Genomic DNA, 13,581 nt, shown 5'->3' with positions numbered 1-13,581 from the left:
ATTTCGGCAAGCAGAGCGTGCACCAATGCAATATCAGATCACCCATGCCGACCTTTCCCTGGTCCTCGCCCTGGAGCGCGGTCGGTCGCTGGCCAAGGCCGCCGAGTTGCTCAAGGTCGACGTTTCGACGGTGTTCCGCTCGATTCGACGCCTGGAGTCGGCGCTCGGCACCGCGCTGTTCGTCAAAAGCCGCAAGGGTTACCTGCCCACCGACACCGCCCAGGCCCTGGCCGAGCAGGCCGAACGCGCCGAGCTGGCGCTGGAGGCGGCACGGATTGCCCTGACCAGCGGTGAGCAGGTGGTCAGCGGCACGGTGCGCCTGACCTGTACCGAGGCGGTGCTGCACAGCCTGTTGTTGCCGGCGCTGGCGACGTTCATGCCGAACTATCCGGCGTTGTCGCTGGAGCTGGGCACCTCGAACACCTTCGCCAACCTCAGCCGCCGCGACGCCGACATCGCCCTGCGCCTGACCAACACGCCGCCGGAGCACCTGGTCGGGCGCTGCCTGGGGTCGACCTCGTACGTCATCTGCGGCCACCCGAGCCTGCGCGAGCGCCTCGCCGAGTCGGCCAGCAGCGTGCCATGGATCGCCCCGGACGACTCGATGCAGGACCACCCCACGGTGGTCTGGCGCAACCAGCAGCACCCAGGGCTGATCCCGCGGTACCAGTGCAGCGGCATGTCGACCATCGCCCAGCTGGTCAGCACCGGCCTGGGCGTGGCGGCGCTGCCCGACTACATGGTGCATGACCTGCCCGACGTCGAGGCGCTGAGCCCAGCGCTGCCCGGCTGCGATACCCAGCTGTGGCTGCTGACCCGCCCAGACTGCCGCGCGCTGCGCTCGGTGCAGACCTTGTTCGAGGAGCTGACCCCACATCTGCGCGGCGCAATGTTGCGTTAAGGCGCCGACAACGGTTGTGCCAGAGCCCCCCGAGCCGTTATCGTCAGCTGAACGGCGCGGGCTCTGCCAAATCAGTCCTTCCCTATTGGCTGGTGATTTTTTAAACTACACAGTCCGCCTGCCCATTCTGGGCTGTACGCCTACCGCATTGCTACTGAGGAAGACCATGGCCCGCGTAACTGTTGAAGACTGCCTGGAACACGTGGATAACCGTTTTGAGCTGGTCATGCTCTCCACCAAGCGCGCCCGTCAGCTGGCCACCGGTGGTAAAGAACCCCGCGTGGCATGGGAAAACGACAAGCCTACCGTCGTCGCCCTGCGCGAAATCGCCGAAGGCATCATCACCAACGAGTTCCTCGCCGCCGAAGAGATCGTCACTGAGGATCCGGTGTTCGCCGCATTCGAGGACGAGTCCAACGAGGCTGTCTGATTGATGCCCGGTCGACGTTGCTTGGCAACAGGACTTCTTCCTCGGCAGGAGGCATACCCATGCCGAGCATAGATACCCTAGCCGAACGGCTGTCGACCTACCTCGGCCCGGAACAGGTCAACCTGGTCCGCCGAGCCTACTTCTACGCCGAACAGGCGCACGATGGGCAACGCCGCCGCAGTGGCGAACCCTACGTGACTCATCCGCTGGCAGTCGCCGGCATCCTCGCCGACATGCACATGGACCATCAGAGCCTGATGGCGGCCATGCTGCACGACGTGATCGAAGACACCGGCATCGCCAAGGAAGCCCTCAGCCAGCAGTTTGGCGAGACGGTCGCCGAGCTGGTCGACGGGGTCAGCAAGCTGACCCAGATGAACTTCGAGACCAAGGCCGAGGCGCAGGCCGAGAACTTCCAGAAGATGGCCATGGCCATGGCCCGGGACATCCGCGTGATCCTGGTCAAGCTGGCCGACCGCCTGCACAACATGCGCACCCTGGAAGTGCTGTCCGGCGAAAAACGCCGGCGCATCGCCAAGGAAACCCTCGAGATCTACGCCCCGATCGCCAACCGCCTCGGCATGCACACGGTGCGCGTGGAGTTCGAAGACCTCGGCTTCAAGGCGATGCACCCGATGCGCTCGTCGCGCATCCACCAGGCGGTCAAGCGCGCCCGCGGCAACCGCAAGGAGATCGTCGCCAAGATCGAGCAGTCGCTGGCCAACTGCCTGTCCAGCGACGGCATCGAAGGCGAAGTCAGCGGCCGCCAGAAACACCTCTATGGCATCTACAAGAAGATGCGCGGCAAGCGTCGCGCCTTCAACGAGATCATGGACGTGTATGCGTTTCGCATCATCGTCGACAAGGTCGACACCTGCTACCGCGTGCTCGGCGCCGTGCACAACCTGTACAAGCCGCTGCCGGGGCGCTTCAAGGATTACATCGCGATCCCCAAGGCCAACGGCTACCAGTCGTTGCACACCACGCTGTTCGGCATGCATGGCGTGCCCATCGAAATCCAGATCCGCACCCGCGAGATGGAAGAGATGGCCAACAACGGCATCGCCGCGCACTGGCTGTACAAGTCCAACGACGATGATCAGCCCAAGGGCAGCCATGCCCGCGCCCGCCAGTGGGTCAAGGGCATCCTCGAGCTGCAGCAGCGTGCCGGCAACTCGCTGGAATTCATCGAGAGCGTGAAGATCGACCTGTTCCCGGACGAGGTCTACGTCTTTACCCCGAAAGGCCGGATCATGGAGCTGCCCAAAGGCTCCACCGCGGTCGACTTCGCCTACGCGGTGCACACCGACGTCGGCAACAGCTGCATCGCCTGCCGCATCAACCGCCGCCTGGCGCCGTTGTCCGAGCCGCTGCAAAGCGGGTCGACGGTTGAAATCGTCAGCGCCCCGGGCGCGCGACCGAACCCGGCCTGGCTCAACTTCGTGGTCACCGGCAAGGCGCGTACGCACATCCGCCACGCCCTCAAGCAGCAACGCCGCTCCGAGTCGATCAGCCTCGGCGAGCGCCTGCTGAACAAGGTCCTGACCGGCTTCGACAGCAGTCTGGAGAAGATTTCCCAGGAGCGTATCCAGCCGATCCTCGCCGAGTATCGCCTGGAGGTCATTGAAGACCTGCTCGAAGACATCGGCCTGGGCAACCGCATGGCCTACGTGGTCGCCCGCCGCCTGCTGTCCGCCGAGGGCGAGCAGTTGCCGAGCGCAGAAGGCCCGCTGGCGATCCGCGGTACCGAAGGCCTGGTGCTCAGCTACGCGAAATGCTGCACGCCGATCCCTGGCGACCCGATCGTCGGCCACCTGTCGGCGGGCAAAGGCATGGTCGTGCACCTGGAAGACTGCCGCAACATCAGTGAAATCCGCCACAACCCGGAGAAGTGCCTGCAACTCTCCTGGGCCAAGGACGTCACTGGCGAGTTCAACGTCGAGCTGCGTGTCGAGCTTGAGCACCAGCGCGGCCTGATCGCCCTGCTGGCCAGCAGCGTTAATGCCGCCGACGGCAACATCGAGAAGATCAGCATGGACGAACGCGACGGCCGTATCAGCGTGGTCCAGCTGGTGGTCAGCGTGCACGACCGCGTGCACCTGGCCCGTGTGATCAAGAAGTTGCGCACCCTGACCGGCGTGGTTCGCATCACCCGCATGCGTGCGTAGTCCGTCAACCGCAAGGAGTCATCATGACCAAGACCGTCATCAACAGCGACAAGGCCCCCGCCGCCATCGGTACCTACTCCCAGGCGATCAAGGCCGGTAACACTGTCTACATGTCTGGCCAGATCCCGCTGGATCCGAAGACCATGGAGCTGGTCGAAGGCTTCGAAGCCCAGACCGTGCAGGTGTTCGAGAACCTCAAGTCGGTGGCCGAGGCTGCGGGCGGTTCGTTCAAGGACATCGTCAAGCTGAACATCTTCCTCACCGACCTGAGCCACTTCGCCAAGGTCAACGAGGTCATGGGCCGTTACTTCGAACAGCCCTACCCGGCCCGCGCCGCCATCGGCGTTGCCGCGCTGCCCAAGGGCGCCCAGGTCGAAATGGACGCCATTCTGGTCATCGAATAATGATGCCGCGGGTGACGGGCGCCCTGCCTGTCACCCTCTCAGCCCCAAGGTTTCCCACCATGCGTCATGCCCTGCCTCTCGCGCTGGCAGCCCTGTTCCTGGGCGGTTGCGCCAGCCACAAACCCGAAGATTACAACGGCACCTGGATCAACCAGGCCGCCATCGATGCCGCCGCCAAAGGTGGCAGCCTGCGCCAGGCGCTGGCCGCGCATGGCCCGGTGTTCGAGTGGAAGCTCGACGTCAGCCGCCAGCACGCCAGCTACAGCAATGGCTTTGAAGCGGCCGACGGCAACCTCAGCGCTGCCGAGAAACACTGGCAGGCCAGCTTCGAGGGCGGCCAGGTCGAACAGCTGGAGCTGGACGGTGACGAACTGAATGTCACCGGCCAGGCCGGCCAACAGCAGACCTTCGTCAAAAGCAGCCCACCGGCTTCGGCCGATGCGCCGCTGGGCAGCAGCTTCGAGAAGGCGCTGTACCAGAGCTACCTGAAGGGCGACTGGAAGATCGTCGAAGGCCAGGGTCAAGGCGCCGTTGTGCGCTTTGCCGACAACGGCAGCGTCAGCGGCCTGCCCGGGCCTGACCGTTACGCGCTGTGCTTGACGGGCGACTGCGCCAACATGGGCGGCGCCAACGACACCTTGTGGCTGGAGCGTAACCAGCGCGGCGCGCCGTTCGTGTTCAAGCGTGACGGTGATCGGCTGGAGATCTTCCAGGCGGTCAATCGTGCCCAGGCCGATGAGATGCCGCAGCTGGCGCCGGGTGCACGGCAGTGGCTGCTCGAGCGTAGCTGAGCCTGCGCGAGGGATTTTTGTTGGCCTCTTCGCCGATGCGATCTACCCGCGAAGAGGCCGGCACTGACAACCCTCAGCGCCCCTGCAGAATCGCCGCATACCCCTCTTTATAGCTCGGATACTGCGGCGCCCAGCCCAGTGCCTGCGCCCGCGCATTGCTGCAGCGCTTGCTGCCGGTGCGACGCACCCGCTGCTCGTCCGACCACTCGGTAACGCCCATGTATTCGCGCAGCCAGGCGACCACGTCGGCCAGCGGCGCCGGGGCGTCGTCGACGCCAATATAGCAATCCTCCAACGCCACTCCCCGCGCATCCGCCTGCAGCAGATACGCCAACAAACCCGCAGCATCCTCGGCATGAATTCGGTTGCCATAGAGCGGCGGCTGTTCGGCAACGCGATAGCCTTGACGCACCTGGCTCAGCAGCCATTCGCGGCCCGGCCCGTAGATCCCGGTCAGACGCACCAGGCTGGCCGGGATACCACTGGCCAGGGCCACGCGCTCGGCTTCGAGCATGATCCGCCCCGAGTAACCGGCAGGCTCGGTGGCCGCCGTTTCGTCGACCCATTCGCCGTGCTGCTGGGCAAACACGCTGCTGCTGGACACGAACAGCAACCGCCGCGGTTGCTGACCGCGCGCCTGCAGCCAGCTCAGCACATTGCGCAGCCCATCGACATAGGCCGCCTGATAGCCCGCTTCGTCATGCTGGCTGGCGGCCACGCAGTACACCAGGTAGTCCGGCGCGCGGGTCGGCCAGGCGGCGGGTATGCAAGCGTCGGCCAGGTCGGCCGCGATCGGATCGACACCCGCAGGCAACTGCCCGACCGACCGCCGCAGGCCAGCGACCTGCCAACCAATGGCCAGCAACTGCTGGGCCAGACGGCCGCCGACATCCCCGCAACCAACGATCAAAGCCGATAAATCCGACATTACCCATCTCCATTTCCAAAGGGTCAGGCTAGCCGGACTACACGATCAGCGGCTAGACAAAGGTGAAAAAAACCGAGCGTATTGCTTTTGTTAACAAGAATTACTTGCAATAATGGCCGCCAATCTGTTCTCGGCCGCCTCGAGGCCGTGGTGAACGTCAACGCTTATTCTTCATCAGGTCCGGCCAGCATGACTCGTATTCAACCTTCCGCTTCGCCAACCACATCGCGCGCATGGCGCGCCATTGCCGCGCTGATGTTCAGCCTGGTACTGGCCCCTGCCGCCATGGCAGATGAGCCTGTCGCTCCCGCTGCCAGCACCCCGGCAGCCGCCTCGGCCCCCGCTGATGCCGCCGCTCCGGCAGCTGCACCCGCTGCCGTCGAAGCCGGCGCGGCCCCTGCGGCCGAACGCACGGTCCCTGCTGGCGAGAACGTCGAAGCACTGGTTGAAGACACGTCACTGGGCATGGCCCACGACCTGTCCCCATGGGGCATGTACAAGAACGCCGACATCATCGTGAAGATCGTCATGATCGGCCTGGCCATCGCCTCGATCATCACCTGGACCATCTGGATCGCCAAGGGCTTCGAGCTGCTGGGCGCCAAGCGCCGCCTGCGTGGCGAAGTCGCCGTGCTGAAGAAGGTCGCCAGCCTCAAGGAAGCCGCCGAGGTCTCCAACAAGGAAGGCACCCTGGCCCACACCCTGGTCCACGACGCCCTCGAAGAGATGCGCCTGTCGGCCAATGCCCGCGAAAAAGAAGGCATCAAGGAGCGTGTGGCGTTCCGCCTCGAGCGCCTGGTTGCCGCCAGCGGTCGTAACATGAGCAACGGCACCGGCGTGCTGGCCACCATCGGTTCCACCGCACCGTTCGTCGGTCTGTTCGGTACCGTGTGGGGCATCATGAACAGCTTCATCGGTATCGCCAAGACCCAGACCACCAACCTCGCGGTCGTTGCCCCCGGCATCGCCGAAGCCCTGCTGGCCACCGCCCTGGGCCTGGTTGCGGCAATCCCGGCCGTGGTCATCTACAACGTCTTCGCCCGCTCCATCGCCGGCTACAAGGCACAGGTGTCCGACGCGTCGGCGCAGGTCCTGCTGCTGGTCAGCCGTGACCTCGACCACCAGGGCAGCGAGCGCGCCGCCCCGCACATGGTGAAAGTGGGGTAAGCCATGGGCCTGCATCTGAACGAAGGTGGCGACGACCTCGCCGAAAACCACGAAATCAACGTTACGCCGTTCATCGACGTGATGTTGGTGCTGCTGATCATCTTCATGGTCGCGGCTCCCCTGGCCACTGTCGACATCAAGGTCGACCTGCCGGCCTCGACCGCCAAACCGGCGCCGAGGCCCGAGAAACCGGTGTTCGTCAGCGTCAAGGCCGACCAGAAGCTGTACGTCGGCGACGATCAGGTTGCACAGCCCGACCAGCTTGGCGCGATGCTCGACGCCAAGACCAAGGGCGACAAGGAAACCACCATCTTCTTCCAGGCCGACAAAGGCGTGGATTATGGCGACCTGATGGAAGTGATGAACACCATGCGCGCGGCCGGCTACCTCAAGGTCGGTCTGGTAGGTCTTGAGACGGCAGCCAAGAAATGACGAAGACGCGGCACAATCTGGCGCGTTACAGCGGCAGCTTGGCGATCGTGCTGGGTCTCCATGCCGTCGCCGTGCTGCTGACGCTCAACTGGTCGGTGCCCCAAGCCATCGAGCTGCCGCCGGCAGCCATGATGGTCGAACTGGCACCGCTCCCTGAGCCAGCGCCGCCACCCCCTCCAAAAGCCGCACCCAAGCCACCGGTAGAAGTCGAAGAACCGCCTCTGCCCAAGCTGGTCGAGGCACCGAAACCGAAAATCGCCATCCCCAAGCCGCCCAAGCCGAAGGCCAAGCCGCAGCCGCCCAAGCCCGAGAAAAAGCCTGAGCCGGTGAAGGATGAACAACCGACCAAGGAAGACGTCGTCGACACCCCACCGAGCACTGCGCCTGCGCAGAAATCGGCGGCACCGGCACCGAGCATCTCGTCCAATAGCAACGCCTTGCCGACCTGGCAGAGCGACTTGTTGCGCCACCTGGCGAAGTTCAAGCGCTATCCGGAAGACGCCCGTCGTCGTGGCCTGCAGGGTATCAACCGACTGCGTTTCGTAGTCGACGCCGAAGGCAAGGTGCTGTCGTTCTCGATGGCCGGTGGTTCGGGCAGTGCAGCGCTGGACCGCGCGACCATGGAAATGATCCGACGCGCAGGGACCGTACCCAAGCCGCCGGCAGAACTGCTCAACAATGGCACGATCGAAGTGGTAGCACCCTTTGTCTACTCGTTGGACAAGCGCTGACACTTTGCTTCTGTCACAAAACGGCAAGTCTGATAACGTGCGTCTATCGTTTGCAGCCGCTATGCTGGGGCCGCAACTTCATGGACGCACGTTATGACCCTCACAGAATTACGCTACATCGTCACACTCGCCCAGGAGCAGCACTTCGGCCACGCCGCCGAGCGTTGCCATGTCAGCCAGCCGACCCTGTCGGTCGGTGTGAAGAAACTCGAGGACGAGCTTGGCGTGTTGATCTTCGAGCGCAGCAAGAGCGCGGTGCGCCTGACCCCGGTCGGCGAAAGCATCGTGGCCCAGGCGCAGAAGGTCCTCGAGCAGGCGCAAGGCATTCGTGAGCTGGCCCAGGCCGGAAAAAACCAGCTGACCGCGCCACTCAAGGTCGGCGCCATCTATACCGTCGGTCCTTACCTGTTCCCCCACCTGATCCCACAGCTGCACCGGGTCGCCCCGCAGATGCCGCTGTACATCGAAGAGAACTTCACCCACGTACTGCGCGAAAAACTGCGCAACGGCGAACTGGACGCGGTGATCATCGCCCTGCCGTTCAACGAGGCCGACGTGCTGACCCTGCCGCTGTACGACGAGCCGTTCTGTGCGTTGATGCCGGCGGACCACGCCTGGACCGCCAAGAAGACCATCGACACCGCCCTGCTCAACGACAAGAGCCTGCTGCTGCTGGGCGAAGGCCACTGCTTCCGCGACCAGGTGCTGGAGGCGTGCCCGACCCTGAACAAGGGTGGCGACGGCTCCAAGCACACCACGGTCGAGTCCAGCTCGCTGGAAACCATCCGCCACATGGTCGCCTCCGGCCTGGGCATCTCGATCCTGCCGCTGTCGGCCGTGCACAGCCACCATTACGCCCCGGGCGTGATCGAAGTGCGCCCACTGACCCCGCCAGCGCCGTTCCGCACCGTGGCCATCGCCTGGCGTGCCAGCTTCCCGCGGCCCAAGGCGATCGAGATCCTCGCCGATTCGATTCGCCTGTGCTCGGTCGTCAAAGCTCCCGCGGAACAACCGGCCTGACCCATGAACGAGCTGTCTAAGGTCCCCGTCACCGAACTCAAGGGCGTCGGCGAGGCGATGGCGGATAAACTCGCCAAGGTCGGCCTGGAAAACCTGCAGGATGTGCTCTTCCACCTGCCCATGCGTTACCAGGACCGCACCCGCGTGGTGCCCATCGGCCAGCTGCGGCCTGGCCAGGATGCGGTCATCGAGGGCGTGGTCAGCGGCACCGACGTGACCATGGGCAAGCGCCGCAGTCTAGTGGTGCGCCTGGGTGACGGCAGCGGCGTGCTGAGCCTGCGCTTCTACCATTTCAGCAATGCGCAAAAGGAGGGCCTCAAGCGCGGCACCCACTTGCGCTGCTATGGCGAAGCGCGCCCCGGTGCTTCGGGCCTGGAGATCTACCACCCGGAGTACCGTGCGCTGAATGGCAGCGAGCCGGCGCCGGCGGTCGAGCAGACCCTGACCCCGATCTACCCGACCACCGAAGGCCTGACCCAACAACGCCTGCGCCTGCTCTGCCAGCAGAGCCTGACGATGCTCGGCCCACGCAGCCTGCCCGACTGGCTGCCGGCGCAACTGGCCAACGACTATCAGCTGGCGCCGCTCGACGAGGCGATCCGCTACCTGCACAACCCGCCAGCCGACGCCGACCTCGAAGAGCTCGCCCTGGGCCACCACTGGGCCCAGCACCGGCTGGCCTTCGAAGAGCTGCTGACCCATCAGCTGTCGCAGCAGCGCCTGCGCGAAAGCCTGCGCAGCCTGCGTGCGCCGGTACTGCCCAAGGCCAGCCGGCTGCCAGCGCAGTACCTGGCCAACCTTGGCTTCGCGCCCACCGGTGCGCAGCAGCGGGTCGGCAACGAGATCGCCTACGACCTCAGCCAGGGCGAGCCGATGATGCGCCTGGTGCAGGGTGATGTCGGCGCCGGCAAGACCGTGGTGGCCGCCCTCGCCGCCCTGCAGGCGCTGGAGGCCGGTTACCAGGTGGCGCTGATGGCGCCGACCGAGATCCTCGCCGAGCAGCACTTCATCACCTTCAAGCGCTGGCTGGAGCCGCTGGGCATCGAAGTCGCCTGGCTGGCCGGCAAGCTCAAGGGCAAGGCCCGGGTCAGCGCCCTGGAGCAGATCGCCGGCGGTGCGCCGATGGTGGTCGGTACCCACGCGCTGTTCCAGGAAGAGGTCAAGTTCAAACACCTGGCCCTGGCGATCATCGACGAGCAGCACCGCTTCGGCGTGCAGCAGCGCCTGGCCCTGCGCAAGAAAGGCGTGGCCGGCGAGCTCTGCCCGCACCAGTTGATCATGACCGCCACGCCGATCCCGCGGACCCTGGCCATGAGCGCCTACGCCGACCTCGACACCTCGGTGCTCGACGAGCTGCCGCCCGGCCGTACCCCGGTCAATACCGTGCTGGTGGTCGACAGCCGGCGCTTCGAAGTGGTCGAGCGGGTCCGTGCGGCCTGTGCCGAAGGCCGCCAGGCCTACTGGGTCTGCACCTTGATCGAAGAGTCCGAAGAGCTCACCTGCCAAGCGGCCGAGAGCACCTATGAAGACTTGGGCAGCGCCCTTGGCGAACTGCGCGTGGGGCTGATCCACGGGCGCATGAAGCCGGTCGAAAAAGCCGCGGTGATGGCCGAATTCAAGGCCGGCAACCTCCAGCTGCTGGTCGCGACCACGGTGATCGAGGTGGGCGTCGACGTGCCCAATGCCAGCCTGATGATCATCGAGAACCCCGAGCGCCTCGGCCTGGCGCAGTTGCACCAGTTGCGCGGGCGGGTCGGTCGGGGCAGCGCGGCGAGCCACTGCGTGCTGCTCTATCACCCGCCATTGTCGCAGATCGGCCGCGAACGCCTGGGCATCATGCGCGAAACCAACGATGGCTTCATCATCGCCGAAAAAGACCTCGAGCTGCGCGGCCCCGGCGAGATGCTCGGGACCCGCCAGACCGGCCTGCTACAGTTCAAGGTCGCCGACCTGATGCGCGACGCCGACCTGCTCCCGGCAGTACGCGATGCCGCCCAGACGCTGTTGGCGGACTGGCCGGAGCACGTCAGCCCGCTGCTCGACCGCTGGCTGCGCCACGGCCAGCAATATGGCCAGGTGTGACACACCTCTCGGAATGGATCCAGTCTGCTGGTCAGGCTGGTTATACTTTGCGTTTAAAGAATTACTTGGATACAGACCATGACTGAAGTTGCCCTGGACACCGCAACCCCGCACGCACCGTCTGTCATCCGGCTGTTGCTCGAAAAACTCGGCGTGGACTACCGCGAGGTGCCTGAGCACCCGCGGCTGCCCGCCGCGTCGCGTGTTCAGGCGGTCCTGCTGGATGACGAAGTCGGTGCCTTGATGGTGCTGATCCCCCAGGACCAGCTGCTCGACCTCAACCGCCTGACCGAGATCACCGGTCGCAAGCTGGTCGCCGTGCCCCTGGCGCGCCTGCGGCTGATGCTCGACAAGCATTGCCTCAAGGCCTTGCCGGCGCTACCGGCACTGACCAGCTCGCCCTGCCTGTACGAAGAGCGCCTGCTCGCCAGCGACACCGTACTGATCCAGTCGGGTGAGCCCGGCGTGCTCCTGGAAGTCGAGCGCGGGCCGTTCAAACGCATGCTGCACAAGGCCAGCGCGGGCAATTTCGGCCTCAAGGTCGAAGACATCCGGCCTAACCTGGACCGCCCCGACGACGACCGCCACGAGATCACCCAGGCGGTGCAGGCGTTCACCGCGCGGCGCATCCAGAAGCGCCTCGAGGAAACCATCGAGATCCCGCCGCTGGCCGACACCGCGCAAAAGATCATCAAGCTGCGCGTCGACCCCAACGCCAGCATCGACGACATCACCGGCGTGGTCGAAACCGACCCGGCGCTGGCGGCCCAGGTGGTCAGTTGGGCGGCATCGCCGTACTACGCCTCACCGGGCAAGATCCGCTCGGTGGAAGACGCCATCGTGCGCGTGCTGGGCTTCGACCTGGTGATCAACCTCGCGCTCGGCCTGGCCCTGGGCAAGACCCTCGAGCTGCCCAAGGATCACCCGCAACAGGCGACGCCGTACTGGCAGCAGTCGATCTACACCGCTGCGGTGATCGAGGGCCTGACCCGCGCAATGCCGCGGGCCGAGCGCCCGGAGGCCGGCCTGACCTACCTTGCCGGCCTGCTGCACAACTTCGGCTACCTGCTGTTGGCGCATGTCTTCCCGCCGCACTTCTCGCTGATCTGCCGGCACCTGGAGGTCAACCCGCACCTGTGCCACACCTTTGTCGAACAGCACCTGCTGGGCATCAGCCGCGAACAGATCGGTGCCTGGCTGATGAAGCTGTGGGACATGCCCGACGAGCTGTCCACCGCGCTGCGTTTCCAGCACGACCCGAGCTATGACGGTGAGTATTCGGCGTTCCCCAACCTGGTCTGCCTGGCAACCCGCCTGCTGCGCTCGCGCGGGATCGGCTCGGGGCCGCAGGAGAGCATTCCGGAGGAGCTGCTGGAACGGCTGGGGCTGAGCCGGGACAAGGCCGACGACGTGGTCAACAAGGTGCTGGAGGCCGAGGCGCTGTTGCGCGAGCTGGCCTCGCAGTTCAACGCGCCGCACTGAACTCGCCGGGGCGCTTTGCGCCCCGGACCCTCAGGTTTTCTTCTTCTTCGGCTTGAGGTACTTCATCAAGCCCTGGAACCACATGACCAGCGCCGGATTGCCCTTGATCTGGATGTGCTTGTCCTGAATCCCCTGCATGAACGCCAGCTGCTTGTTGCTCGCCTGCAGCGTGGCGAAGCCGTAGGCGGCGTCCTTGAAGGCTATCGCAAAGGCCGGCTGCGGGTGCTGGCCACCCTTGCTGCTGACCCGCTCGTTGTTGACGATGAAATGGCGGGCAACCTTGCCGTCGAGGGTCTGCATCTGGAACACCAGGTCCTTGTCGCGCAATTGCTGCTGGAACGCCGGATTGTTGCGGCTGGCCCGGGCCATCAACAGCCCCATGGCCCAGAGAAGAAAGCGGAACTTCATCGACGCGCCTCGATTAAAAAGTGACTGAGCGGCGCAGTTTATCCCCTTCTCGACCTTTTTATGCAAGCTCGCCGTGGTTACGCCATGTAAAGCACAACGGGCGCCCTCAAGGCGCCCGTTCGGTGTGCAGCAGAAGATTGATCAGGGATTATTTCTTCTTGGCGGCCTTGGCCGGAGCAGCCGGTGGATTGACGCTGTCCTTGAGGTTCTTGCCGGGCTTGAAGGCGACCGTGTTGCTGGCCTTGATCTTCACCGGCTCGCCAGTCTGCGGGTTCTTGCCCGTGCGGGCGCCACGATGACGCTTCTCGAAGGTGCCAAAGCCGACCAAGGTAACGGTGTCCTTGTCGAGGGCACCGGTGATGCTGTCGAGGATCGCGTTAAGCACCTGATTGGCCTTTTCCTTGGTCAGATCGGTCTTTTCTGCGATGACAGCGGCGAGTTCTGGTTTGCGCATAGTGAAGCCTCTTGGACGGGAATTCTTGTTGTTATTGCCGTGCTGCTTGGCGAAGCAGCGCTCAAGGCGCCGCAGGCTCTAAACTGCGGCAGACGCGAGTGAGAATGGCACGCTCATGGGTACCGCGCCAGTGTCTGGACGGCCAATGTGGCAGCAACAACAAGGTAAATCCGACAGAAAACC

Annotated in this window: 14 protein-coding genes; 11 read left to right on the top strand and 3 right to left on the bottom strand. The window is 64.8% G+C overall.

Annotation, left to right across the window (positions count from 1 at the left end; genetic code table 11):
- The first annotated feature begins 25 nt into the window (after window positions 1-25).
- The 5 genes from CCOS865_RS01140 to CCOS865_RS01120 all read left to right on the top strand — a co-directional run bounded on the left by CCOS865_RS01140 (window position 26) and on the right by CCOS865_RS01120 (window position 4,694).
- Window positions 26-901 (top strand): LysR family transcriptional regulator, encoded by an 876-nt coding sequence (locus tag CCOS865_RS01140; protein ID WP_119137158.1) that lies wholly within the window; start codon window positions 26-28, stop codon window positions 899-901.
- Between the two features lie 166 nt (window positions 902-1,067).
- The gene (gene rpoZ, locus CCOS865_RS01135; protein WP_101322874.1) at window positions 1,068-1,331 is read left to right on the top strand and encodes a DNA-directed RNA polymerase subunit omega; all 264 of its coding nucleotides are present in this window, start codon (window positions 1,068-1,070) and stop codon (window positions 1,329-1,331) included.
- A gap of 59 nt (window positions 1,332-1,390) precedes the next feature.
- Window positions 1,391-3,499, top strand: coding sequence for a bifunctional GTP diphosphokinase/guanosine-3',5'-bis pyrophosphate 3'-pyrophosphohydrolase (gene spoT / locus CCOS865_RS01130; RefSeq protein ID WP_119137157.1), 2,109 nt, complete (start codon window positions 1,391-1,393; stop codon window positions 3,497-3,499).
- A 23-nt stretch (window positions 3,500-3,522) separates the two neighbouring features.
- The gene (locus tag CCOS865_RS01125; protein ID WP_119137156.1) at window positions 3,523-3,903 is read left to right on the top strand and encodes a RidA family protein; all 381 of its coding nucleotides are present in this window, start codon (window positions 3,523-3,525) and stop codon (window positions 3,901-3,903) included.
- A 59-nt stretch (window positions 3,904-3,962) separates the two neighbouring features.
- A complete protein-coding gene (locus tag CCOS865_RS01120) occupies window positions 3,963-4,694 on the top strand; it encodes a hypothetical protein (RefSeq protein ID WP_119137155.1) in 732 nt (243 codons plus the stop codon).
- 73 nt (window positions 4,695-4,767) lie between these two features.
- Here CCOS865_RS01120 and CCOS865_RS01115 read toward each other — a convergent pair whose 3' ends face one another.
- Window positions 4,768-5,622 (bottom strand): NAD-dependent epimerase/dehydratase family protein, encoded by an 855-nt coding sequence (locus tag CCOS865_RS01115; protein WP_119137154.1) that lies wholly within the window; start codon window positions 5,620-5,622, stop codon window positions 4,768-4,770.
- A gap of 189 nt (window positions 5,623-5,811) precedes the next feature.
- Between CCOS865_RS01115 and exbB the strand changes: the two genes are divergently transcribed.
- The 6 genes from exbB to CCOS865_RS01085 all read left to right on the top strand — a co-directional run bounded on the left by exbB (window position 5,812) and on the right by CCOS865_RS01085 (window position 12,536).
- Window positions 5,812-6,789 carry a tonB-system energizer ExbB gene (gene exbB, locus CCOS865_RS01110; RefSeq protein ID WP_119137153.1) on the top strand — a complete coding sequence of 326 codons (978 nt, stop codon included), beginning with the start codon at window positions 5,812-5,814 and terminating at the stop codon, window positions 6,787-6,789.
- Between the two features lie 3 nt (window positions 6,790-6,792).
- A complete protein-coding gene (exbD, locus tag CCOS865_RS01105; protein WP_119137152.1) occupies window positions 6,793-7,221 on the top strand; it encodes a TonB system transport protein ExbD in 429 nt (142 codons plus the stop codon).
- A complete protein-coding gene (locus CCOS865_RS01100) occupies window positions 7,218-7,952 on the top strand; it encodes an energy transducer TonB (protein WP_119137151.1) in 735 nt (244 codons plus the stop codon). Before exbD ends, CCOS865_RS01100 begins: the two co-directional genes overlap by 4 nt.
- 93 nt (window positions 7,953-8,045) lie before the next feature.
- Complete coding sequence (locus CCOS865_RS01095; RefSeq protein WP_119137150.1) at window positions 8,046-8,972, top strand: hydrogen peroxide-inducible genes activator; 927 nt, start codon at window positions 8,046-8,048, stop codon at window positions 8,970-8,972.
- 3 nt (window positions 8,973-8,975) lie between these two features.
- On the top strand, window positions 8,976-11,054 hold the full coding sequence (gene recG / locus CCOS865_RS01090; RefSeq protein WP_119137149.1) for an ATP-dependent DNA helicase RecG: 2,079 nt from the start codon (window positions 8,976-8,978) through the stop codon (window positions 11,052-11,054).
- A 78-nt stretch (window positions 11,055-11,132) separates the two neighbouring features.
- Window positions 11,133-12,536 (top strand): aminoacyl-tRNA deacylase and HDOD domain-containing protein, encoded by a 1,404-nt coding sequence (locus tag CCOS865_RS01085; protein WP_119137148.1) that lies wholly within the window; start codon window positions 11,133-11,135, stop codon window positions 12,534-12,536.
- A gap of 30 nt (window positions 12,537-12,566) precedes the next feature.
- Here CCOS865_RS01085 and CCOS865_RS01080 read toward each other — a convergent pair whose 3' ends face one another.
- Window positions 12,567-12,944 carry a helicase gene (locus CCOS865_RS01080; protein ID WP_119137147.1) on the bottom strand — a complete coding sequence of 126 codons (378 nt, stop codon included), beginning with the start codon at window positions 12,942-12,944 and terminating at the stop codon, window positions 12,567-12,569.
- Window positions 12,945-13,092: 148 nt separating this feature from the next.
- The gene (locus CCOS865_RS01075; RefSeq protein WP_043199840.1) at window positions 13,093-13,398 is read right to left on the bottom strand and encodes an HU family DNA-binding protein; all 306 of its coding nucleotides are present in this window, start codon (window positions 13,396-13,398) and stop codon (window positions 13,093-13,095) included.
- Between the last annotated feature and the right edge of the window lie 183 nt (window positions 13,399-13,581).

It is taken from the genome of Pseudomonas reidholzensis (assembly GCF_900536025.1).
Classification (GTDB): Bacteria; Pseudomonadota; Gammaproteobacteria; order Pseudomonadales; family Pseudomonadaceae; genus Aquipseudomonas; species Aquipseudomonas reidholzensis.
This window is presented reverse-complemented; position numbering and strand designations above follow the sequence as displayed.

Excerpts from the sequence above, each read along its gene's own strand:
- CCOS865_RS01075 (WP_043199840.1), bottom strand. The coding sequence starts at position 13,398 with ATGCGCAAACCAGAACTCGCCGCTGTCATCGCAGAAAAGACCGATCTG.
- CCOS865_RS01115 (WP_119137154.1), bottom strand. The coding sequence starts at position 5,622 with ATGTCGGATTTATCGGCTTTGATCGTTGGTTGCGGGGATGTCGGCGGC.
- rpoZ (WP_101322874.1), top strand. The coding sequence starts at position 1,068 with ATGGCCCGCGTAACTGTTGAAGACTGCCTGGAACACGTGGATAACCGT.
- CCOS865_RS01140 (WP_119137158.1), top strand. The coding sequence starts at position 26 with ATGCAATATCAGATCACCCATGCCGACCTTTCCCTGGTCCTCGCCCTG.
- CCOS865_RS01085 (WP_119137148.1), top strand. The coding sequence starts at position 11,133 with ATGACTGAAGTTGCCCTGGACACCGCAACCCCGCACGCACCGTCTGTC.
- exbD (WP_119137152.1), top strand. The coding sequence starts at position 6,793 with ATGGGCCTGCATCTGAACGAAGGTGGCGACGACCTCGCCGAAAACCAC.
- recG (WP_119137149.1), top strand. The coding sequence starts at position 8,976 with ATGAACGAGCTGTCTAAGGTCCCCGTCACCGAACTCAAGGGCGTCGGC.
- CCOS865_RS01095 (WP_119137150.1), top strand. The coding sequence starts at position 8,046 with ATGACCCTCACAGAATTACGCTACATCGTCACACTCGCCCAGGAGCAG.
- CCOS865_RS01120 (WP_119137155.1), top strand. The coding sequence starts at position 3,963 with ATGCGTCATGCCCTGCCTCTCGCGCTGGCAGCCCTGTTCCTGGGCGGT.
- spoT (WP_119137157.1), top strand. The coding sequence starts at position 1,391 with ATGCCGAGCATAGATACCCTAGCCGAACGGCTGTCGACCTACCTCGGC.
- CCOS865_RS01100 (WP_119137151.1), top strand. The coding sequence starts at position 7,218 with ATGACGAAGACGCGGCACAATCTGGCGCGTTACAGCGGCAGCTTGGCG.
- CCOS865_RS01125 (WP_119137156.1), top strand. The coding sequence starts at position 3,523 with ATGACCAAGACCGTCATCAACAGCGACAAGGCCCCCGCCGCCATCGGT.
- exbB (WP_119137153.1), top strand. The coding sequence starts at position 5,812 with ATGACTCGTATTCAACCTTCCGCTTCGCCAACCACATCGCGCGCATGG.
- CCOS865_RS01080 (WP_119137147.1), bottom strand. The coding sequence starts at position 12,944 with ATGAAGTTCCGCTTTCTTCTCTGGGCCATGGGGCTGTTGATGGCCCGG.